Source organism: Tenacibaculum geojense (assembly GCF_042676005.1).
GTDB classification, from domain to species: Bacteria; Bacteroidota; Bacteroidia; order Flavobacteriales; family Flavobacteriaceae; genus Polaribacter; species Polaribacter geojense.
This window is the reverse complement of sequence record NZ_JBHTJR010000019.1, coordinates 22,728-46,535: the sequence shown is the minus strand read 5'-3', so window position 1 is coordinate 46,535 and position 23,808 is coordinate 22,728. Positions and strand designations below refer to the sequence as shown.

The 23,808-nt window shown below is 33.2% G+C and carries 19 protein-coding genes; 17 read left to right on the top strand and 2 right to left on the bottom strand.

Features of this window, described 5'->3' with window-relative positions:
* Window positions 1–96 precede the first annotated feature (96 nt).
* Window positions 97–480 carry a hypothetical protein gene (locus tag ACFQ1U_RS03240; protein ID WP_386105264.1) on the top strand — a complete coding sequence of 128 codons (384 nt, stop codon included), beginning with the start codon at window positions 97–99 and terminating at the stop codon, window positions 478–480.
* A gap of 35 nt (window positions 481–515) precedes the next feature.
* On the opposite strand, the gene ACFQ1U_RS03235 is transcribed toward ACFQ1U_RS03240, so the two are convergent.
* Window positions 516–878, bottom strand: a complete 363-nt coding sequence (locus ACFQ1U_RS03235) for an SPOR domain-containing protein (protein ID WP_386105262.1) — start codon at window positions 876–878, stop codon at window positions 516–518.
* Window positions 879–1,092: 214 nt separating this feature from the next.
* On the opposite strand from ACFQ1U_RS03235, the gene ACFQ1U_RS03230 reads away from it, so the two are divergent.
* The 13 genes from ACFQ1U_RS03230 (at window position 1,093) to ACFQ1U_RS03170 (ending at window position 17,484) form a co-directional block, all read left to right on the top strand.
* Entirely contained in the window at window positions 1,093–2,388 is a 1,296-nt protein-coding gene (locus ACFQ1U_RS03230) for a c-type cytochrome (protein ID WP_386105260.1), read from the top strand.
* A 31-nt stretch (window positions 2,389–2,419) separates the two neighbouring features.
* Window positions 2,420–5,542, top strand: coding sequence for a TAT-variant-translocated molybdopterin oxidoreductase (locus ACFQ1U_RS03225; protein WP_386105258.1), 3,123 nt, complete (start codon window positions 2,420–2,422; stop codon window positions 5,540–5,542).
* Between the two features lie 25 nt (window positions 5,543–5,567).
* Window positions 5,568–6,968 (top strand): NrfD/PsrC family molybdoenzyme membrane anchor subunit, encoded by a 1,401-nt coding sequence (gene nrfD / locus ACFQ1U_RS03220; protein ID WP_386105256.1) that lies wholly within the window; start codon window positions 5,568–5,570, stop codon window positions 6,966–6,968.
* Window positions 6,958–7,485 carry a DUF3341 domain-containing protein gene (locus ACFQ1U_RS03215; protein ID WP_386105254.1) on the top strand — a complete coding sequence of 176 codons (528 nt, stop codon included), beginning with the start codon at window positions 6,958–6,960 and terminating at the stop codon, window positions 7,483–7,485. Before nrfD ends, ACFQ1U_RS03215 begins: the two co-directional genes overlap by 11 nt.
* Before the next feature lie 5 nt (window positions 7,486–7,490).
* Window positions 7,491–8,036, top strand: coding sequence for a c-type cytochrome (locus ACFQ1U_RS03210; RefSeq protein ID WP_386105252.1), 546 nt, complete (start codon window positions 7,491–7,493; stop codon window positions 8,034–8,036).
* A 23-nt stretch (window positions 8,037–8,059) separates the two neighbouring features.
* Window positions 8,060–9,694: a quinol:cytochrome C oxidoreductase gene (locus ACFQ1U_RS03205; protein ID WP_386105250.1), complete on the top strand. Its 1,635-nt coding sequence runs from the start codon at window positions 8,060–8,062 to the stop codon at window positions 9,692–9,694.
* A 28-nt stretch (window positions 9,695–9,722) separates the two neighbouring features.
* Window positions 9,723–10,730, top strand: coding sequence for a cytochrome c oxidase subunit II (locus tag ACFQ1U_RS03200; RefSeq protein ID WP_386105248.1), 1,008 nt, complete (start codon window positions 9,723–9,725; stop codon window positions 10,728–10,730).
* Between the two features lie 32 nt (window positions 10,731–10,762).
* A complete protein-coding gene (locus ACFQ1U_RS03195; protein ID WP_386105246.1) occupies window positions 10,763–12,532 on the top strand; it encodes a cytochrome c oxidase subunit I in 1,770 nt (589 codons plus the stop codon).
* Between the two features lie 140 nt (window positions 12,533–12,672).
* A complete protein-coding gene (ruvB, locus tag ACFQ1U_RS03190) occupies window positions 12,673–13,695 on the top strand; it encodes a Holliday junction branch migration DNA helicase RuvB (protein ID WP_386105243.1) in 1,023 nt (340 codons plus the stop codon).
* Complete coding sequence (locus ACFQ1U_RS03185; protein WP_386105241.1) at window positions 13,695–15,422, top strand: SulP family inorganic anion transporter; 1,728 nt, start codon at window positions 13,695–13,697, stop codon at window positions 15,420–15,422. The genes ruvB and ACFQ1U_RS03185 overlap by 1 nt, the downstream gene beginning before the upstream one ends.
* A gap of 8 nt (window positions 15,423–15,430) precedes the next feature.
* On the top strand, window positions 15,431–16,837 hold the full coding sequence (locus tag ACFQ1U_RS03180) for an MBL fold metallo-hydrolase (RefSeq protein ID WP_386105239.1): 1,407 nt from the start codon (window positions 15,431–15,433) through the stop codon (window positions 16,835–16,837).
* 6 nt (window positions 16,838–16,843) lie between these two features.
* Window positions 16,844–17,218, top strand: coding sequence for a rhodanese-like domain-containing protein (locus ACFQ1U_RS03175; RefSeq protein ID WP_386105237.1), 375 nt, complete (start codon window positions 16,844–16,846; stop codon window positions 17,216–17,218).
* Window positions 17,194–17,484, top strand: coding sequence for a heavy-metal-associated domain-containing protein (locus ACFQ1U_RS03170; protein WP_386105235.1), 291 nt, complete (start codon window positions 17,194–17,196; stop codon window positions 17,482–17,484). The genes ACFQ1U_RS03175 and ACFQ1U_RS03170 overlap by 25 nt, the downstream gene beginning before the upstream one ends.
* Before the next feature lie 67 nt (window positions 17,485–17,551).
* Here ACFQ1U_RS03170 and ACFQ1U_RS03165 read toward each other — a convergent pair whose 3' ends face one another.
* Window positions 17,552–19,873, bottom strand: coding sequence for a TonB-dependent receptor (locus ACFQ1U_RS03165; protein ID WP_386105233.1), 2,322 nt, complete (start codon window positions 19,871–19,873; stop codon window positions 17,552–17,554).
* A 341-nt stretch (window positions 19,874–20,214) separates the two neighbouring features.
* On the opposite strand from ACFQ1U_RS03165, the gene ACFQ1U_RS03160 reads away from it, so the two are divergent.
* The 3 genes from ACFQ1U_RS03160 (at window position 20,215) to ACFQ1U_RS03150 (ending at window position 23,806) form a co-directional block, all read left to right on the top strand.
* On the top strand, window positions 20,215–20,700 hold the full coding sequence (locus tag ACFQ1U_RS03160) for an acetyl-CoA carboxylase biotin carboxyl carrier protein subunit (protein ID WP_386105231.1): 486 nt from the start codon (window positions 20,215–20,217) through the stop codon (window positions 20,698–20,700).
* A gap of 1 nt (window position 20,701) precedes the next feature.
* On the top strand, window positions 20,702–22,138 hold the full coding sequence (accC, locus tag ACFQ1U_RS03155; RefSeq protein ID WP_386105229.1) for an acetyl-CoA carboxylase biotin carboxylase subunit: 1,437 nt from the start codon (window positions 20,702–20,704) through the stop codon (window positions 22,136–22,138).
* A 126-nt stretch (window positions 22,139–22,264) separates the two neighbouring features.
* Entirely contained in the window at window positions 22,265–23,806 is a 1,542-nt protein-coding gene (locus ACFQ1U_RS03150) for an acyl-CoA carboxylase subunit beta (protein WP_386105227.1), read from the top strand.
* The last annotated feature ends 2 nt before the right edge of the window (window positions 23,807–23,808 follow it).

Genomic DNA, 23,808 nt, shown 5'->3' with positions numbered 1-23,808 from the left:
ACCAGAGAAGCTAGCTTCTCTGGTTTAAATATATTTTTTAAAACTGTCAACCTATTTTAGGACGACTCATATTTAAGAAAATAAAATTTATCAATAATGAAATGGATACTTGTTATATGCATTAGTTTTTTAACTTGGAATACTAATGCTCAAGAAAGAAAATTACTAAACTTACAAAATAATGTTAAGTTATCTGTAAAAGAAGGTAAGCTGTTTTATCAATCACCAAAAGGAGAAGGTGTATATAATTTATCTGCTTCAGAAAAATCTTACATTAACAATAAGGTTCAATCATTTAAATCAAAATCTATTGTTGGTGAAGATTCTGTTATACAGACAGTCAATCCTAATAAATTGCTGGTAAACGGTAATTATTACGATTTGGATTTATTTTTAAGTGATGCATCTTTCTCTAAAATAAAACAATTATTAGTGAAATTAGATGTTGTAAAGAATGAAGTCATTAGTACTACAAACTAATAAAAAAAGCGAGTTTTAAACTCGCTTTTTTATATTTAGATCTCTAGTATAAAAGCACCAGAAAATTTCTCTCTAATTTTATTTAATGCCCTATCAGCATCCAGTTTTGTTTTGTAACTACCTACCTGAACTTTCCAATCAGGTTGTTCATAGGTTAATTTAGTAAAAACACCAGGAAAATCTCTTTCAAAACTACTTTTTAAACTACGTGCTCTCTTTTCACTACCATTGTAGAGTTGTATTCTAAAACCAGCTCCATTTTTCTTATTAAAGCTTCTTTTTTTCTGTAGTAAACTATTGATATTTTTGTTGTCTGTATAGCTAGATTGTGCTGATAATGAGTGTAAACCCATCAAAGCAAATAGCATAAACGTTAAAAATGCCTTGTTTTTTTTCATAAATTAGTTCTTTATACAAAAGTAACGACTTGTTGGCTAATAGATTGCTTTAAAATGTTATTTAGAATAAGTATAAATTACAAATTAGGATTCTCTTAACATTTCACAATTTAGTTATATGTAGTACTTTTGTGCGAGTTTCTATCACCTATTTTTAATTAGGTAGTATAGAAAAAATCGTACCAAAATAGATACAAAAATTATATTTTATAGTATGAAAAGTGTGAAACATCACAGTAGATTTACTCAAGTACTCTTAAAGAGTTTTACTTTCCTTATTGTCTTTTTATTAAGTTTTTCAGCGCGCTCTCAAGAGGTTGATGCGGCGAGGCAGAAAGAAGGAAAAAAGTTATTCAAGTCTCTTTGTGCATCTTGTCACAAATTAGATAAAAAACTTGTAGGTCCTGCATTAGCGGGAGTTGAAGAAAGAAGGTCAAACGAATGGTTGAAAGCGTGGATACGTGATAATGCTGCGTTAAGAGCTTCTGGAGACAAAGATGCAATTGCAATTTATGAAGAGTACAATCAGTCAAACATGACTGCTTTTCCTCAGTTGTCAGATCAAAATATCGATGATATTTTATATTACACAACTGTAGGTGAGATTGGTGGAGGTCCACAAGATCCAAAAGTTAAAGATCAAGAAGTTAAAGAAGCTGCTCCAAAGTGGTTGTTAGGTATTTTAGCTGCTGCAATTGTGGTTGCGTTCTTAATTATTGGAAGTTTATTAAAAACTATCAGTGAGTTAAGAGGGGCGCCAAAAACTCCTGGTTTAATGGGACAGGCTGCTGAGTTGTGGGCTGGAATCAAAAAGAATACATTTTTACATGTGTTAGGTGTTATTTTTGTTGCTTTAGTTGGTGCGTACTTCTTGTTTGGTACTTTGTTCAAAGTAGGTGTAGATCAAGGGTATCAGCCAATACAGCCAATCGCTTTTTCACATAAAATTCACGCAGGTGATAATAAAATTGAGTGTCAATACTGTCACTCTGCAGCTAAGCATAGTAAGCATTCTGGTATTCCATCAGTAAATATTTGTATGAACTGTCACATGAATATATCTGAGGTAGCTGAAGATACTAAAGTTATTTTGGAAGATGGAGGAACTGTGTTGACTAAGGCTGACTTAGATAAAGAAATTCAAAAGATTTATGATGCCGCAGGTTGGGATAAAGATAAGTTAGCTTACACTGGTGAGCAAAAGCCAATTAAGTGGGTTAGAATTCATAATTTACCAGACTTTGCTTACTTTAACCACTCACAACACGTTGCTGTTGCAGGTGTTGCTTGTCAAAAATGTCATGGTCCTATTCAGGAGATGGATGAAGTGTATCAACATTCTCCGTTAACAATGGGTTGGTGTATTGATTGTCACAAGCAAACAAAAGTAGACTTGAAAGGGAATGAGTACTATGCTAAAATTCATGCAGAATTAGCTAAAAAGTACGGTGTAGATCAAGTTACGATTGCACAGTTAGGAGGAAAAGAGTGTGGTAAGTGCCACTATTAATAATTTAGAAAGTAGAAAAACACATATATAAATGGCTTCAAACAAAAAATACTGGCAAAGTGTTGAAGAACTAAAAGGTAGTTCTGTTGTTGAAACGCTACGTAATACAGAGTTTGTAGAAGAGATTCCAACAGATGAGTTTTTAGGAGATAAAGAAACCTTAGAAACATCTTCTACTTCTCGAAGAGATTTTTTAAAGTACGTTGGGTTTACTACTGCTGCTGCTTCCTTAGCAGCTTGTGAAGGTCCAGTGCGAAAATCAATTCCATACGTTGTTCAACCAGACGATTTAATTGTAGGTGTTGCGGATTGGTATGCAACTACAATTGCTGATGGTTTTGATTTTGCAAATGTTTTAGTAAAAACACGCGAAGGACGTCCAATTCAAATTATGCCTAATAAAGAAGCTGGTGGAGCAACTAATGCTCGTATTCAGGCTTCTGTTTTGTCGTTATACGATGAGAAATTACGTTTAAAAGAACCAAGAAAAGGAGACGCTCAAGTATCTTGGGCTGATGCTGATAAAGAAATTGTAGCTAAATTAAATGAATTAAAAGCAGCTAACGCTCCAGTAGTTTTATTAACTAGTACTTTAGCAAGTCCATCTACTGAAAAAGTTATTGCTGATTTTATAGCTCAATATCCAAATGTAAAGCATGTAGTTTATGATGCAGTATCTGAAAGTGGAACTGCAGATGCATTTGAAGCTATGTATGGTAAACGTGCTTTACCAAATTACGATTTTTCTAAAGCAGAAACTATTGTTTCTATCGGAGCTGATTTCTTAGGAGATTGGCAAGGTGGTTACGAGAAATCATATGCTGATGGTCGTAGACCTGAAACTGGTAAAATGTCTTACCATGTTCAAATAGAAAGTAATATGAGTATGGCTGGAGCTAACGCAGATAAGCGTTTAGTTGTTAAGCCATCTGAACAGGTTTATGCATTAATAAACTTATATAATTTAATTACTGGTGAAAACAAGCCTTCAAAAGTTACTCCTGTAGATGCTGAGTTGAAAAAACTTGCAAAAACATTAAAGAAATCAGGAAGTAAAGGTGTTGTTTTAACTGGTTTAAATGATAAAAATGCTCAATTAGTAGCATTAGCGATTAATAAAGCTTTAGCAAGTACTGTTATCGATGTTGCTTCACCAAGCTACGTTCGTGAAGGTAATGATACTGAAGTTGCTAATTTAATTAGTGGTTTAAAATCGGGGTCTGTTAAAGGATTAGTTACTTACAATGTAAATCCAGTATATACATTACCAGGTTTTGAAGATGCTGCTAAAAAAGCAAGTTTGTTTGTTTCGTTATCAACTCAAGATGATGATACAGCAAGCATAGCTCAATATGCTTTACCAACTCCACACAACTTAGAGAGCTGGGGAGATGTAATGGCTGTTGAAGGTAAGTATAGTTTAGTTCAACCTACTATTGCTCCATTATTTAATTCTCGTCAAATACAAGACGTTTTATTAAAGTGGACGGGAAGCACTAAAAATTATTATGATACTTTAAAAGAGTTCTGGAGCGATAATGTATTAAACGGAGCATCATGGAATAAAGCATTACATGATGGTTTCTTTAAATCATCAAACCAAACAGAAGTTGCTGTTAATGATGTTGATTTATCAGCTGCAATTTCAGAATTAAATAAAAATACAAAGCCATCTCAATTCGAATTGAATTTATATACTTCAGTTGCCTTAGGAGATGGAAAACAGGCTAACAACCCTTGGTTACAAGAATTACCAGATCCAATTACTAGAGCTTCTTGGGATAACTACTTAACAATGTCTATTGCAGATGCAAAAGAGTTAGGTTATGAAAATCCAGTAAGAGATAACGGAGCTATAGATGGTGATTACGCTAACGTAACAGTAAATGGTGTTACTGTTAATAATATACCTGTAATTATTCAGCCAGGTCAAGCTAAAGGATCTTTTGGTTTAGCTCTTGGTTATGGAAGAAAACATGGGTTAAAAGAAGAAATGCAAGTAGGTGTTAATGCATACCCTTTTTATATAAACGCTAGCAACGTTCAGTACGGTGTTACTATTGAAAAGACTTCAGGAGCACATAAATTTGCTTGTACCCAAGTTCAAAGTACTTTAGCGGGTAGAAATGATATTTTAAGAGAAGCAACATTAGCTGATGTTAACAATAAATCTTTAGATCCTAAGCATACTTGGAACCAGCCATTCATGGTTTCTTATGATCACCAAGAGGTAGAGGGAAGTACAATTGATTTATGGGATGATCACGATAGAAGTTTAGGTCACCATTTCAATTTGTCTATTGATTTAACTTCATGTACAGGATGTGGGGCTTGTGTAGTAGCATGTCATGCAGAAAATAATGTTCCTGTTGTAGGAAAAGATGAAGTTCGTGTAGGTAGAGATATGCATTGGTTACGTATTGATCGTTACTACTCATCAACTGTAGAAGATAAGCAATTTGAAGCTTCTATGACTATGGAAGAGTTCAAAGCTCAAAACCCTAATATTGCTAATAAAGACTTAGAAAGAAAGTACACAGAAAAAGTGTTGCAAATTAGCAAAGGAGAATTATTTGATGCTTTAGAAAATCCAGCAGAAAATCCACAGGTAGCTTTTCAACCTATGATGTGTCAGCACTGTAATCACGCACCATGTGAAACAGTATGTCCAGTAGCAGCTACTTCTCATGGTCGTCAAGGTCAAAATCAAATGGCTTATAACCGTTGTGTAGGTACTCGTTATTGTGCAAACAACTGTCCATACCGTGTACGTCGTTTCAACTGGTTTAACTATGCAGAGAACAATGAGTTTGATTTCAATATGAACAATGAATACGGAAAAATGGTATTAAACCCAGACGTAGTTGTTCGTTCTCGAGGAGTTATGGAAAAATGTTCTATGTGTATTCAAATGACGCAAGCTACTATCCTAAAAGCTAAAAAAGAAGGTAGAGCTGTACGTAAAGATGAGTTCCAAACTGCATGTTCACAAGCATGCTCTACAGGAGCTATGGTGTTTGGAGATGTTAATAATACTGAAGACACTGTTACTGCGTTAAAAGAAGATAAAAGAGCTTTCCACGTGTTAGATTATATTGGTACAAAACCAAACGTAGTTTATCAAGTAAAAGTTAGAAATACAAACGAAGCATAATAACAAAATAATAAGAATATAGATTATGTCGTCTCATTACGAATCATCTTATAGAGAACCTCTAATTTTGGGTGACAAAAGTTACCACGATATTACTGAGGATATCGCAAGACCTATTGAAGGTAAAGCCAATAAAAATTGGTATGTAGCATTCTATATCTCTTTAGCAGCAATGTTATGGGGATTTGGATGTATATTTTACACCGTTGGAACAGGTATCGGTGTATGGGGATTAAGTAAAAACATTGGTTGGGCATGGGATATTACCAACTTTGTATGGTGGGTAGGTATTGGTCACGCTGGTACACTTATCTCTGCTGTATTATTACTTTTCCGTCAAAAATGGAGAATGGCAATTAACCGTTCTGCTGAAGCAATGACAATCTTTGCGGTATTTCAAGCAGGATTGTTCCCGATTATTCACATGGGACGTCCATGGAACGGATATTGGGTATTACCAATTCCAAACCAATTCGGTTCATTATGGGTTAACTTTAACTCACCGCTTTTATGGGATGTATTTGCAATTTCAACTTATTTATCAGTTTCGTTAGTTTTCTGGTGGACTGGTTTACTACCTGATTTTGCTACAATACGTGATAGAGCAGTTAAACCTTTTCAAAAGAAGATATATGCTTTATTATCATTTGGATGGTCTGGTAGAGCAAAAGATTGGCAACGTTTTGAAGAAGTATCATTAGTATTAGCTGGTTTAGCTACTCCATTAGTACTTTCTGTACACACGATTGTATCTTTTGACTTTGCTACATCTATTAACCCAGGATGGCACTCTACAATTTTTCCTCCTTATTTCGTAGCTGGGGCAATCTTTTCAGGATTTGCAATGGTACAAACTTTATTAGGAGTTATGCGTAAAGTAACAAATCTTGAAGCTTATATTACACGTTTACACGTGGAGTACATGAATATCGTAATTATCTTAACAGGTGGTATTGTTGCAGTAGCATATGCAACTGAATTTTTTATCGCTTGGTATACGGGATCTCCATATGAAAACTATACATATTTATCTTTTGGTGCCGAAGCTGGTGCTTATGGATGGGCTTTCTGGTCACTTTTAATTTGTAACATCTTCACTCCACAATTATTATGGTTTAAAAAGATAAGAAGAAGCTTTGTTTGGTCTTTCGTTATCTCTATCGTAATTAACATTGGTATGTGGTTTGAGCGTTTCGATATTATTGCAATTGTATTAAGTAAAGGTCAGTTACCATCAACATGGTGGCGTTTTGAGCCTACTTTTGTTGATGTAGGTATCTTTATCGGTACAATCGGTTTCTTTGGAGTGTTATTCTTACTATACGCAAGAACATTCCCTGTTATACCAACTGCAGAGGTTAAAACAATCTTGAAATCTTCAGGAGAAAACTTTAAAAAATTAAGAGAGGAGAACAATGAGCACTAATAAAGTAATTCACGCATTATACAATGATGATGATATCTTAATGGATGCTGTAAAAACAGTAAAAGATGCACATTATCATATCGAGGAAGTTTTTACTCCTTTTCCAGTTCACGGTTTAGATAAAGCAATGGGATTAGCTCCAACGCGTTTAGCAATAACAGCTTTTCTTTACGGTATTACAGGTACAGCTGTAGCAACATGGTTAACTTGGTATACTATGATTGCAGATTGGCCACAAGACATAGGAGGAAAACCTAGTTTTTCTTGGGCTGAAAATATGCCTGCATTTGTGCCAATTTTATTTGAGTTAACCGTATTTTTCGCAGCTCACTTAATGGTTATTACTTTTTATATGAGAAGTAAAATTTGGCCTTTCAAAGAAGCAGAAAATCCAGATCCAAGAACTACAGATGATCATTTCTTAATGGAAATTTCTGTAAATGAAAATGAAGAAGAATTAAAAGCTTTGTTACAAACAACAGGAGCTGTAGAAATTAACGTAGTAGATAAGCACTAAGAGATATGAAGAGTTTAAAAATAATTATCGCTTTAGTAGTAGTTGCAAGCTTAGCTTCTTGTAATAATAAACGTAAGCCACAATTACAATATATGCCAGACATGTATGTTTCTGTTCCTTACGATGCAAATGGACCAAGTTCAGCAGGAAATAAAGTAGTAAATAGGTTACCAGTTGCTGGTACCGTTAGTAGAAAAGGTATTGTTGCTTATGATATCCCAAATTCTAACGAAGGTTATGAAAAAGCCAAAGCTGAATTAAAGAATCCTTTAAAAGTTACTGAAGAAAACTTAGATAAAGGAAAAGAATTATTTGGGATTTACTGTGCAGCATGTCATGGTACAAAAGGAGATGGAAATGGTATTTTATCTCAAAGAGATAAATTTAATGGTATACCAAACTATAAAGATAGAGATATAACAGAAGGAAGTATTTATCATGTTTTAATGTATGGTAGAAACCTTATGGGATCTCATTCATCTCAACTTACTTACAATGAGCGTTGGCAAGTTGTACAGTATGTACAGAAATTAAAAAGTGAATTAAAATAAGTCTATAATTAGATAGTAAAGATATGTACCAGTTTTCAGGAAAATTAAAAATGCTTGCTTTAGCTCTTATTGTTATAGGAGCCGTAGGTACAGCAATTAGTTTCTTATCAGCACCTAAAACTATTGAAGATGCTAAAGATATTTTAGCAGCTCAACATGCACATCACGGAGCATCTCATGGAAATGATCATGCTAGTGAAGGTTCGCATGATTCTCATGCTGAAGAAGTAAAACATGAAGTAAAAGAACACGTTGAAGCTACACACCAAAAAGATTCAACTCATACACAAGAAACTAGTGGTCACGCTACTGATTCTACTGTTGTTTCTCACGAAGAGGTTGCACACACAGCAGATTCTGTTTCTCATCAAGAAGAATCACATGCTGCTTTAATGTCAGATTCAACTAAAGTAGGTTCACACAATGATCATGAAGTAAAAGAGGCACATGCTACCGTTGCTCACGATACTCATGCTGCTGACTCACATGGATCAGATGAAGATCATCATGCAGAACATGCGTTACACCAAATGCAAAATAGACCATGGTCAGCTTTTTATGTAGCAATGTTATTCTTTTTAGGAATTACATTATTAGTATTAGCTTTCTATGCAGCTCAAAGAGTAGCACAAGCAGGTTGGTCTGTAGTTTTATTTAGAGTTATGGAGGCAATATCAGCTAATTTACACTATGTAAGTATTTTTATGTTAGTGTTTTTAATAGCAACCTTTGCACACATGAACCACTTATTCTCTTGGATGGGAGAAGGTGTAGTGGATCCAACTAGCCCTAACTATGATGCAATTGTTGATGGTAAAAAATGGTGGTTAAATACTCCAGGTTGGTTAATTAGAAGTATCTTCTATTTAACAGGATGGAATGCCTATCGTTTCTTTATCAGAAAAAATTCTATTCAACAGGATAATGGTGACTTAAAATTACATAAGAAGAACTACAACATGTCTGTAATATTCATTGTTTTCTTTTTAGTAACAGAATCTATGGCATCTTGGGATTGGATTATGGGATTAGATCCTCACTGGTTCTCAACATTATTTGGATGGTATGTATTAGCTACCTTCTTAGTTTGTGCTGTTACTGTTGTTGCAATGGTTACTATCTATTTAAGATCAAAAGGTCATTTACCTTTCGTTAACGATAGTCATATTCATGACTTAGCTAAATTTATGTTTGGTTTCTCTGTATTCTGGACATACTTATGGTTCGCTCAATTTATGTTAATCTGGTATGCAGATATGCCAGAAGAAACTACTTATTATTTAGCTCGTTTCAATGAATATAAATTACCATTTATAGGTATGGTAGCTTTAAACTTTGTATTCCCTGTATTATTATTAATTAACAGTGATTTTAAAAGTATTCCTTGGTTTGTAGTATTAGGTGGTATTGTAATTTTAGTAGGTCATTATGTTGATTTATTTGTTATGATTATGCCAGGAACAGTTGGTGCTTATTGGGGATTAGGTATTGGAGAAATAAGTGCATTCTTATTATTCTTAGGCATCTTTATTTATGCAACATTTAGTGCCTTTGCCAAAGCAAATCCTTTAGCTAAAGGTAACCCATTCGTACATGAAAGTGAAACTCACCACTATTACATTATAGAACATAGAGGGGAAGAAAATTCACATCATTAATTTTTAAAACAATAATAGTTTAGATAATATGCTCGCTTTATTTTACATTTTTATTGCAGTTGCACTAGGAGTAAGTTTTTGGCAAATTACACGCGTAATGAATTTACGTGAAGTAATAGCTAACGATAAAGATAATGATACACAAGGAAAAATAGCTATAGGTTTCTTAGTAGGTTTATATGCTATGATGATTTACTGCTTAATAGCAATGAATGTTATCATGTTGCCAGAAAGTGCCTCTATAGAAGGAGAACACGATGATAGATTATTTAGTATCACATTCTGGATCATAGGTATTGTTCAATTTGCTATGCAGTTTGTAATTTTTTACTTCTCTTATAAATACAGAGGTAAAAAAGAAAACAAGGCTCTATTCTTTGCTGATAGCCACAAATTAGAATTAATTTGGACAGTTATTCCAGCTGTAACAATTATTTTATTAATTGGATATGGTTTATGGGCTTGGAACAATGTAATGTACGTTGGTGAAGATGAAGATCCAATAGTTATTGAAGTTTATTCTCAACAATTCCGTTGGGATGCTCGTTACGCTGGTGCAGATAACGAGTTAGGTTTAGGAAACGTTAACTTTATAAAAGGTATCAACACAATGGGAGTTGATATGAGTGACCCTAAATCGCAAGATGATAAACAAGTAACAGAATTATATTTACCAAAAGGTAAAAAAGTTTTATTTAAGTTCCGTTCTCAAGATGTTTTGCACTCAGCTTATATGCCTCACTTTAGAGCACAAATGAACTGTGTTCCAGGAATGGTTACTCAATTTGCTTTTACTCCAAAGTATACAACTGAAGAGATGAGAAATAATGAGGAAGTTATTGCTAAAACTAAAGGGATTAACAAAATAAGACAAGTAAAAGGAGAAGATCCTTATGTGTTTGACTACTTGTTATTATGTAATAAAATTTGTGGAGCATCTCACTACAATATGCAAATGAAAATTACAGTTGTAGAAGAAGATGAGTACAACAAATGGTTAGGTGAGCAAAAAACATTAGCTCAAGTTGTAAAATAAGATATTTAAAAAAAAGTTATAATAGATAGATTATGTCAGATCATCATCACAAAGAAACATTTGTAACCAAATACATTTTCAGTACCGACCATAAGATGATTTCTAAACAGTTTTTAGTAACTGGTATGTTTATGGGAATTATCGGGGTATTTATGTCAATGTTATTCCGTTTACAAATTGCATGGCCAGAAAAATCATTTTCTATAATTGAAGCATTTTTAGGAAATCACCAAACAGATGGTGTTATGGATCCTGATATGTATTTAGCATTAGTTACAATTCACGGTACCATAATGGTATTCTTTGTATTAACTGCAGGTTTAAGTGGTACCTTTTCTAACTTATTAATTCCATTACAAATTGGTGCACGTGATATGGCATCAGGATTTATGAATATGGTATCTTACTGGTTATTTTTCTTATCTTCTGTAGTTATGGTTGCTTCTTTATTTTTAGAAGCAGGACCAGCATCAGCAGGTTGGACAATTTATCCACCACTATCTGCTTTACCTCAGGCAATTCCTGGTTCTGGTGCAGGTATGACTTTATGGTTAGTTTCAATGGCTATATTTATTGCATCGTCTTTAATTGGATCATTAAACTATATAGTTACAGTTTTAAATTTACGTACAAAAGGAATGAAGATGACAAGATTGCCTTTAACTATTTGGGCATTCTTCATTACAGCAATCATTGGTGTTATTTCTTTCCCTGTATTATTATCGGCTGCTTTATTATTAATCTTTGATAGAAGTTTTGGTACTTCATTCTACTTATCTGATATATTTATTTCAGGTGAAGTTTTACACTATCAAGGAGGCTCGCCAGTATTATATGAACATTTATTTTGGTTCTTAGGTCACCCAGAAGTATATATCATTTTATTACCAGCATTAGGTATTTCATCAGAAGTTATATCTACCAACGCTCGTAAGCCTATTTTCGGTTATCGTGCAATGATTGGTTCTATTTTAGGTATTGCTTTCTTATCTACAATCGTATGGGGTCACCATATGTTCGTATCTGGGATGAATCCATTTTTAGGATCAGTATTTACATTTACAACAGTTTTAATTGCAATTCCATCAGCAGTAAAGGCGTTTAATTATGTTACTACACTATGGAAAGGTAATTTACAAATGAATCCAGCTATGTTATTCTCTATAGGATTAGTTTCTACCTTCGTAACTGGAGGGTTAACAGGATTAGTTTTAGGAGATTCTGCTTTAGATATTAACGTTCATGATACTTATTTCGTTGTAGCCCATTTCCACTTAGTAATGGGGGTATCTGCGTTATTTGGAATGTTTGCAGGAGTTTATCACTGGTTCCCTAAAATGTATGGTAAAATGATGAACAAAACATTAGGTTATTGGCATTTTTGGCTAACTATTATAGCTGCTTACGGAGTATTCTTCCCAATGCACTTTATTGGTTTAGCTGGTTTACCACGTCGTTACTATACAAATACAAACTTCCCAATGTTTGATGATTTAGCTGACATTAACGTTTTTATGACTGTTATGGCTATCATTGGAGGTTTAGCTCAGTTAATATTCTTAGCAAACTATTTTATTTCAATATACAGAGGTAAAAAAGCCGAGCAAAACCCATGGAAATCTAACACTTTAGAATGGACTACGCCAGTTGAGCATATTCATGGTAACTGGGATGGACCAATTCCTGAGGTACACCGTTGGGCATACGATTACAGTAAAACTGATGAAAACGGAAATTATGTACACGGTCAAGATTTTGTTTTACAAACAGTACCGTTAAAAGATGGAGAATTACCTTCATAATTTCAAAATATAATATTTTAAAAGCCTTTCAATTTGAAAGGCTTTTTTATTTTTTATGGAAACCTTTTGTTATTTTTAAGGTTTCAAGTGTGTAATATTTGTTACATACTAAACTTCATAATTAAAGTATCTTTGTATTAATGAACGAGAATTTGAATCCAGATAAATCACACTTTTCAAAAGACGAATTTGATGTAGAAAAAAAGCTACGTCCATTGTCATTTGATGATTTTACTGGACAACAGCAGGCGTTAGAAAACTTAAAAATCTTTGTTGAAGCAGCTAATCTTAGAGATGAAGCTCTTGATCATACGCTTTTTCACGGTCCTCCAGGTTTAGGTAAAACAACTTTAGCACATATTTTAGCAAATGAACTAGGTGCTGGTATAAAAGTAACTTCAGGACCTGTTTTGGATAAACCAGGGGATTTAGCAGGCCTACTTACCAACCTTGATGAACGAGATGTGTTATTTATTGATGAAATACACCGGTTAAGTCCCGTAGTAGAGGAATATCTGTATTCTGCTATGGAAGATTATAAAATTGATATAATGATTGAGTCTGGTCCTAATGCCAGAACTGTCCAAATTAACCTTGAACCATTTACATTAGTTGGAGCAACTACCCGATCAGGTTTATTAACCGCTCCAATGAGAGCAAGGTTTGGAATTAGTAGTAGACTCCATTATTATTCTACAGAGCTATTATCAACAATAGTTCAAAGAAGTGCTCACATTCTTGGTGTTCCAATTTCAATGGAGGCAGCTATAGAAATTGCAGGAAGAAGTAGAGGGACACCACGTATAGCCAATGCTTTACTTCGTAGAGTACGAGATTTTGCACAAATTAAAGGAGATGGTACTATTACCATACAAATTGCTAAATATGCTCTTAAAGCGTTAAATGTTGATGCACACGGGCTAGATGAAATGGACAATAAAATTCTAACAACAATTATAGATAAGTTTAAGGGAGGTCCTGTTGGAATCACAACCTTAGCAACAGCGGTTGCTGAAAACGCAGAAACTATTGAAGAGGTTTATGAGCCTTTTTTAATTCAGCAAGGTTTTATAATAAGAACTCCCAGAGGAAGAGAAGTAACCGATTCAGCTTATAAACATTTAGGAAGAATAAAATCAAGTAATCAAGGAGAATTGTTTTAGTGAGCTTACATAAAATCATACCAATATTATCGTGGTTGCCTAACTACAAAAAATCGCAATTAAAAGGTGATTTAATTGCTGGTTTAACTGTGGCTATAATTTTAATTCCGCAAGGTATAGCATATGCATTAATAGCAGGTTTACCACCAATTTATGGTTTGTATAGTGCACTCGTACCTCAAATAGTATATGCAATTTTTGGAACCTCTAGACAAGTAGCCATTGGGCCTGTGGCCATGGATTCTTTAATTGTTGCAACAGGAGTATCTACTCTAGCTTTAGCAGGTTCAGAAAGTTATATAGCAATTACTATTCTTTTAGCATTAGTAGTTGGTGTTATTCAATTATTGATGGGGATATTTAGATTAGGTTTTATTGTTAATTTTTTATCTCGTCCTGTTATTACTGGATTTACATCAGCTGTTGCGCTAACTATTGGTTTAAATCAATTTAGAAATTTATTAGGAGTAGATTTTATTCAAAGCGATCAAGTTCATGTATTATTATTTGATATTATTACTAAGCTAAAAGATTTCCATCTAGAAACTACTTTAATTGGAGTTTTTGCATGTTTAATAATTATTATTTTTAGAAAAATCAATAAAAAAATACCCAATGCACTCATTGTTGTAGTTTTAGGGATATTAGTTGTTAAATTTTTCAATGCAACATTTCATGGAGTTTCAATAGTAAAAGACATCCCTTCAGGTTTACCCTCTTTCTATTTTCCTGAGTTAGATATTGCTCAAATAAAAGAATTAATGCCTATTGCTTTCACGCTTGTTATGGTTGGTTACTTAGAGACTATATCTATAGGAAAAACCTTAGAGGCTAAACAAGATGAATATAGAGTAGATGCCAACCAAGAATTAGTAGCGTTGGGTTTAGGCAATATAACAGGATCTTTATTTCAAGCATACCCATCAACATCTAGTTTTTCAAGGTCAGCAATTAATGCAGAATCTGGTGGTACAACAGGGGTATCAGCATTAGTGTCAGCTTTATTAGTAGTAATTACATTACTTTTTTTAACCCCTGTCTTTTATTATTTGCCAAAAGCAGTATTAGCAGCTATTATTGTAGTGGCAGTGTTTAATTTGATAAGTTTAAAAGAAGCTAAGTTTTTATGGAAAGCCAATGTACTTGACTTTTGGTTACTAGTAGCCACTTTTGTATCAACACTAGTTTTTGGAATTGAATATGGTATTTTAATTGGTGTAGGCTTATCAATTGTAGTGTTAATTTTTAGAACATCGAGACCTTATGTAGTTGAATTAGGAAAAGTACCAGATTCTGATTTTTACAGAAATAAAGCACGTTTTAGTGAGGTAATTGTAGATGATATTGTTTTAGTATTTAGGTTTGATGCTCAGTTATTTTATGCAAATGCAAATTATTTTAGAGATAAATTAGATGAACTTGCAAATCAAAAAGGAAAAAAACTTGAACTTATCGTACTCGATGGTGAAAGTATTAATAGGGTAGATAGTACTGGAGTAGAAATGTTAAAAGACCGTATTAAATTTTTCAGAAAAAAAGGAGTAACATTTTATTTTGCAGGTATTAAAGGTCCTGTTAGAGATGCACTTTTTAGAGGAGGATTATTAGAGATTATAGATATTAATCATTTTTTTATGCGTGCTAACGACGCAGTGATTTTTCATAAAACAGGAGATAACGAGAGCCAAAAGAAATATGCTCAATACATTCATCAATCATATAAATAAATAGCCATATGAAGATAGAACAAATTTATACAGGTTGCCTTGCACAAGGGGCTTATTATATAGAAAGTAACGGAGAAGTAGCTATTATAGATCCATTAAGAGAAGTTCAGCCTTATATTGAAAGAGCTGAAAAAAATAATGCTGTAGTGAAATACATTTTTGAAACACATTTTCATGCCGATTTTGTTAGTGGTCATGTAACGTTAGCAGAAAAAACTGGAGCAAAAATTATATACGGTCCAACAGCAAAAACAAGTTTTGAAGCTTATATAGCTTCAGATGAAGAGGTGTTTACTTTAGGAAATATTACAATTACCGCTTTGCACACACCAGGTCATACATTAGAAAGTACTACTTATTTATTGAAAGATGAAAATGGTAAAGACCATGCCATTTTTAGTGGAGATACCTTATTTTTAGGTGATGTAGGAAGACCAGACTTGGCTCAAAAAGGAACTATCACTCAAGAAGATTTAGCAGGAATGCTTTTTGATAGTTTACGAACCAAAATAATGCCTTTATCAGATGACGTAATTGTATATCCTGCACACGGAGCTGGTTCGGCTTGTGGTAAAAACTTAAGTAAAGAAACCGTAGGAACTATTGGCGAACAGAAAAAAACAAACTACGCGTTAAGAGCTGATATGACAAAGCAAGAGTTTGTGAAAGAAGTTACAGATGGTTTATTACCACCTCCAGAATACTTTCCGTTAAACGTAAAATTAAATAAAGAAGGTTATGCTTCTATTGATGACGTTTTAGCCCAAGGGACACAATCATTATCAGTTAATGATTTTGAACGCACAGCTAATGAAAATGATGCTTTAATTTTAGATGTAAGACATCAATCAGAGTTTATTAAAGGATTTATTCCACAATCAATTTTTATAGGTTTAGGAGGAACATTTGCGCCTTGGGTAGGAGCATTGATAAAAGATATACACCAACCAATTTTATTAGTAACTCCAGAAGGAAAAGAAGAAGAAACAGTTACAAGATTGTCTCGTGTTGGCTTTGACAACGTTTTAGGATATTTAAAAGGAGGTTTTCCAACATGGAAAGAGGCAGGTAAACAGGTTGATCAAATTACATCGGTTGATGCTGCTACCTTATCAAAAGCTATGTCAAACAATGCTATAGTTTTTGATGTTAGAAAGCCTGGTGAATATACCAGTGAACATATTGTAAATGTAGCGAACACACCTTTGGATTATTTAAATGAACACCTTTCAGAATTTCCAACAAAAGAAAAATTTTATATTCATTGTGCAGGAGGATATAGATCTGTAATTGCAGCATCAATTTTAAAAGCAAGAGGTTTTCATAATGTAATAGATGTTGCAGGAGGTTATAAGGCAATTAAAGAAACAGAAATAGAACGAACAGCATATGTTTGTCCATCAACCATAAAATAATTAAAAATGAAATTTAAAGTAATTATTATAATGCTATTTATGCTAACAATAGCATGCAAGCAAGATGTAAAAGGTGTAGTTAATGTGTCTGTTTCAGATATGAAAACAGAAATGACAGAAGGTGAAATTCAATTATTAGATGTTAGAACACCTGAAGAGTGGTCTAATGGAGTAATAAAAGGAGCTGAAAAAATAAACTTTTATGATGATAATTTTGAGGCTACTGTAGCTAATAAAATAGATATGAATAAACCCGTTTATGTTTATTGTAAATCTGGAGGAAGAAGTTTACAAGCTTCAGAATTATTAGTAAAAAAAGGGTATAAAGTGTACAATATGTTAGGTGGTTACGACCAATGGAAAGAGAAATACGAAGAATAATGGAGTTACAATTTAATATAGAAAATTTAAAATGTGGTGGTTGTGCCAACACAATTATAAAAGAAATAGGAAGTCTTGAAGATGTTTTGGATGTCACTGTTTCTGTTGATGCAGCAATGGTAACCATTAATGCTAATTCAGATGTTTCTGTGTCTGTGAAAGAAAAATTATCCCAATTAGGATATCCTGAAGTAGGGGATAAAAATAGTGTAATTCATAAAGCAAAATCATTTGTGAGTTGTGCTGTAGGTAGAGTAAAATCATAATTAAAAATCCCGTGTTAACTTAATAACACGGGATTTTTGTTTCTTCTTTTTATAACGCATTCCCCAATTAAAATTTAAAAGTAACTCCTGCTAAGAAGTTAATAGTAGCTTGAGGATAATATCCTTGAACCTCAAAAGAGGTTGGTCCAGACCAATAATCTAAATACGTATATCCTCTATCAACGTATTTTTTATTTGTTAAATTGTTAATTAAACCAGTTATAATAATAGATTTAAATATCTTATTAGTCTTAATTTCATATACTAAATTTAAATCGTTAGTAAAATAACCATCAATTTTAGAAGCTTCAGTATCTGTATTACTTAAATATTGAGAACTTACATACTTTCCTAATAAACTTATTTGAAAATTATCTGTAGGTTTTAAAGTTAAACTACTTCCAGAAATAATATTAGGAGAAAAAGCAATATTAGTTGTTCCTAAATTTACAGTTTGACCATCTCTTTCTATGGTTAAATTGTTAATTTTATTAGTGCTAATTGCTAAATTAGATTGAAAAGTTAATTCATCTGTAATTAAAAAAGTTCCGTCTATTTCTATACCTAAACGATAGCTATCTTTAACATTTTCTCTTAAATATTCTCCAACATCATCAATAGCACCAGTAAGTACTAATTGATTGTTGTAATCCATGTAATAAATGTTGGTATTCATATTTACTCTTTCAGAATTAAATCTCCAACCTAATTCAAAGTCGTTTAAACTTTCATGTAAAACATTAGGATTTCCTTCAAAGTCATTTCTGTTAGGTTCTTTGTTAGCTCTTGCGTAAGAGGCATATAAGCTAAAAGTATCATTAATAGTATAGGTTAAACCTACTTTAGGATTAAAGAAACTAAAATTAGTATCAATATCTATTGGATTAATATCAGAAGTAATACCTCCTGTGTCATAACTAACAAATCTTCCTTGTAAATCAATATAAGCCTTTAAACTTGGTGATAATTTAAAGTTTGCTTTAGAGAAAATACTAAAATCACTCTTTTGTGCATCACTAAAATAATAACGATCTTTAATATTTGTACCGTCTGCTAAATCACTTCCCCAAATTATTTCTCCGTAATGATCATTAAAATATTCACTGTATGAAACTCCAGATATTATTTCTAAATTATCATTTCTGAAGGTAGCATTACCATTAGCAACATAAAAATGATTATCTAACCACCTTCTTACTATTACATCGCTATCATCTACAATTAAATTGTTATAATCAGCGGCACTCTCACCGTCTTTAAACTGCTCAAAAAAACCTTTACCTCTAGTATAGTTTAAGCCAATGTTTGTTGACCAATTTTTATTTAGTTGCTCGTTCCAATGAAGTTGGTAATGATCTTGTTGATAATCATCTACCTCATTTTCATAGGTATATGGGTTTTGTCTTCTGTCTTCCTCTAGCTCTTCAGCAGATAAACCATACCAAGCTTGGTAAGTTCTTTCTTTACCACCAAAAACAAGTGCTTTAATTAAGGTGTTATCATCAGTATAACTACCTTGTAAAAAGTAAGATTTTAAATCTGTAAAAGCTCTATCAACATACCCATCAGAATAAATGTTAGAAACTCTACCAGCAAGTTCGAAATGATCATTTAATTTTCCAGTAGTATACTTTACGGTATGCTTTCTGGTACCAAAAGAACCAAATGAATTAGAAATTTCTCCTCCGGCTTCTTCGGAAACAGCATCAGTTAAAATATTTAAACTAGCTCCAAATGCACCAGCACCATTGGTAGATGTACCCACACCACGTTGTAATTGAAGGTTTTCTGTTGAAGAAGCGAAATCTCCTAAATTAACCCAAAATGTACCTTGACTTTCAGCATCATTGTAAGGAATACCATTAATAGTTACATTTACTCTTGTTGCATCTGAACCACGAACACGTAAATAAGTGTATCCAACACCTGCTCCAGCATCTGAAGATGAAATTACAGACGGTAAATAATTAACCAACATAGGTATATCTTGACCAAGATTTCGTTTGGCAATTTCCTTTTTAGTTAAGTTGGAGTGTGTAACTGGTGCATCTGCTTTAACTCTTACAGCAGAAACTAATACTTCATCTAAAACATCATTTTCTAAATCAAGTTCAATAACAATGTCTTCATCTTGTTGAATAGTTTGGTTAAAATAACCTGTTCTAAAACCTACATAAGAAACTTTAATAACATAGTTTCCTTTAGGTAAAGCAAAGGTAAATTTACCATCAAAATCAGACGAAGTACCTTTTTCAAGGTCTGTAATGACAATAGTGGCACCAGCTAGTGGTTCTTGATTTTTATCAACCACTTTTCCTTTAAGTGTATACGTTTGTGCTTGTAGTGAAAAGGCTACAAACAGAAGTAAAAAAGATACTAAAAACTTCACTTTTTTACAGTTGAATTGTACATTCATTTAAAAATATAGGAATAAAAAGAGGCAATTATTCGTTTTTAACAATTGAATAATAGTATGTGAGCTATCATTAAATAATGAATAGCTTTTTTCCAATTTGACGATTCTTTCGTCTCCCTAAACAGCATTACCTGTTCTAGGTTCAATGGGTATGATCTCAGCCCGAATTTTGAATAAACTGTAATAATAATTATTACAGTTTAATTAAGGCACCCCTTTATGAGAACGCTGCAAATTTACATCGTTAATTTCAAGAAACATATCAATAAAGCTATATTTTTTTGATATTTTTATAGGCGAAATTCAATTATGTTATGAGTAAAACTTTTCAATTAAAGGTTAACGAAACCTATAGTTTTGATATAACAGAAGCAGAAATTAATGCTTTTGATAGTATTAAAACAGAAGTTAATAACCAACACATTTTACACAACAATACTTCTTTTAAAGCACAAATTATATCTCAAAATTTTAATAAAAAAACATATACCGTTCAAGTAAACGGTAATGTATATGAGGTTGCTATTGCTAATGAGTTAGATATGCTGATTAACCAGTTAGGTTTAGAGGTTACTTCTGCAAAGAAAGAAAACGATATGAAAGCACCTATGCCCGGACTTATTGTTTCGGTTGATGTAGTAGTAGGTCAAGAAGTAGCAGAAGGAGAAGGCGTTTTAGTCCTTGAAGCCATGAAAATGGAAAACACATTAACAGCACCAAAATCAGGAGTCATAAAATCGATAGCAGTTTCAACAGGAGACAAAGTTGAAAAAAATGCTGTATTAATAGAAATGGAATAACATGAAGAAAATATTAGTAGCCAATAGAGGAGAAATTGCGTTACGTGTAATGCGTACAGCTAAAAAAATGGGTATTAAAACGGTAGCTATTTTTTCTGAAGCAGATAGACATGCACCGCATGTACAGTTTGCAGATGAAGCCGTTTGTATTGGTCCAGCACCATCTAATCAATCATATCTTTTAGGAGATAAAATTATTGAAGTTGCGAAATCGTTATCGGTAGATGGAATTCATCCAGGATATGGTTTTTTAAGTGAAAATGCTGCTTTTGGTGAAGCAGTTGCCAAAAGTGGAATAACCTTTATAGGACCTAAAACTAAGGCTATTGAGGTTATGGGTAGTAAATTAGCCGCAAAAGAAGCCGTAAAAGCGTATGATATACCAATGGTGCCAGGAATTGATGAAGCAGTAACAGATGTAGCTTATGCTTCTAAAATTGCTGATGAAATAGGATATCCTATTTTAATAAAAGCTTCTGCTGGAGGAGGAGGTAAAGGAATGCGTGTTGTAGAAAAGGCTACCGATATTAAAGAGCAGATGCAAAGAGCTATTTCTGAAGCAGAATCTGCATTCGGAGACGGATCTGTTTTTATTGAAAAGTATGTAGGCTCGCCAAGACATATAGAAATTCAAGTATTAGCAGATAGGCATGGTAATGTGGTTCATTTATTTGAACGCGAATGTTCAGTGCAACGTCGTCATCAAAAAGTAATAGAGGAAGCCCCATCTAGTGTTTTAACTCCTGAAATTAGAAAAAACATGGGAGAGGCTGCTGTTAGAGTAGCCAAAGCATGTGATTATTTAGGAGCAGGAACAGTTGAGTTTTTATTAGATGAAAATAAAAACTTTTATTTTCTAGAAATGAATACGCGTTTGCAAGTAGAGCATCCGGTTACAGAATTAATTACTGGTATTGATTTAGTTGAAGAACAAATAAAAATAGCAAGAGGTGAGGCATTGTCTTTTACACAAGATGATCTAGAAATAAAAGGTCATGCACTAGAGTTGAGAGTTTATGCAGAAGATCCACTAGATGGTTTTACACCAAGTATAGGAGTTTTAGAAACCTATCAGCCACCAGTAGGAAAAAATATAAGAGTTGATGATGGATTTAAAGAAGGAATGGAGGTTCCTATTTATTATGACCCTATGATTTCTAAATTAATTACTTACGGAAAAACTAGAGAAGAAGCCATAGAGTTTATGAAACAGGCTATTGATAATTATAAAATTAAAGGTATAGAAACAACCTTGTCTTTTGGGAAGTTTGTATGCGAACATGAAGCTTTTACTTCAGGGAATTTTGACACCCATTTTGTAAAAAAGTATTACGCTCCAGAATTGTTAGAAGCTACATACAAAACAGAAGCAGAAATAGCTGCACGTATTGCTTTACAACAATATTTAAAAGAGCAACGTATTTTAAAAACTTGTTAATAAACTTGCGTTAGGGATTGACACGGTATCCTTTTGTTACAAGTGTAATGTTATTAATACATATAAAAATTAGACAAAAGATATAGTGGAAAGCCCGACCGAAGGGAACGCCCAAAAAGAACAATCATGAAATCTAAAATAGAAGAATTACAAGATAAAATTTCTGAAGCCAAATTAGGTGGAGGTCAAAAAAGAATTGATCGTCAGCATCAGCAAGGAAAACTAACAGCAAGAGAGCGAATAGATTATTTATTAGATGAAGGCTCTTTTGAAGAAGTTGGTATTTTAGTTACTCATAGAACCACAGATTTTGGTATGGACCAACAAAAGTTTTACGGTGATGGTGTTGTGACAGGTTACGGTACTGTTAATGGAAGACTTATTTATGTTTTTGCTCAAGACTTTACAGTTTTTGGAGGATCATTATCTGAAACACATGCTGAGAAAATATGTAAGATTATGGATTTGGCAATGAAAATGAGAGCGCCATTAATTGGTTTAAACGATTCTGGAGGTGCTAGAATACAAGAAGGAGTTAGATCATTGGGAGGTTATGCCGATATTTTTTATAGAAACGTACAAGCATCTGGAGTAATTCCACAAATTTCAGCCATCATGGGGCCTTGTGCAGGAGGAGCAGTGTATTCTCCAGCAATGACCGATTTTACCATCATGGTTGAAAATTCTAGTTATATGTTTGTAACAGGACCCAATGTAGTAAAAACTGTCACCAATGAAGAGGTTACATCAGAAGAGTTAGGTGGTGCTAGTACCCATGCTACAAAATCTGGTGTTACACATTTAACAGCAGCTAATGATGTGCAATGTTTGGAAGATGTGAAAACCTTATTAAGTTATATGCCTCAAAATAATGAAGAAACTACGGAAAAGTTACCATTTGATTTAGGAGAGGAGTTACGAGAAGAGTTAATAAACATTGTGCCTGATAATGCTAATAAGCCGTATGATATGCGTGCAGTAATTGATGGTATAGCAGATGAAAATTCATTTTTTGAAATTCATAAAGATTATGCAGATAATATTGTAGTTGGTTTTGCTAGAATTGCTGGAAGAAGTATTGGTATAGTTGCAAATCAACCAATGAGTTTAGCTGGTTGTTTAGATGTAGAAAGTTCTAAAAAAGCTGCACGTTTTACTCGTTTTTGCGATTGTTTTAATATTCCATTATTAGTTTTAATTGATGTACCTGGTTTCTTACCAGGAACAGATCAAGAATGGAATGCTATTATTACCAACGGAGCAAAATTATTATATGCTTTAAGTGAAGCAACAGTTCCGAGAGTAAGTGTTATAACAAGAAAAGCTTACGGAGGTGCTTATGATGTTATGAACTCTAAACATATTGGAGCAGATATGAACTTTGCGTGGCCAACAGCAGAAATTGCCGTAATGGGAGCAAAAGGAGCAAGTGAGATTATTTTTAAGAAGGAAATAGCAGAAGCTACCGATCATGAAGCTAAATTAGCTGAAAAAGAAGCAGAATACGCTGATAAATTTGCAAACCCATATAGAGCAGCAGAACGTGGTTTTATAGATGAGGTAATTTTACCACAAGAAACCCGTAGAAAACTAATTAAAGCTTTTGCTATGCTAGAAAATAAAAAGGTAGAAAGACCCAATAGAAAACACGGTAATATACCTTTGTAATA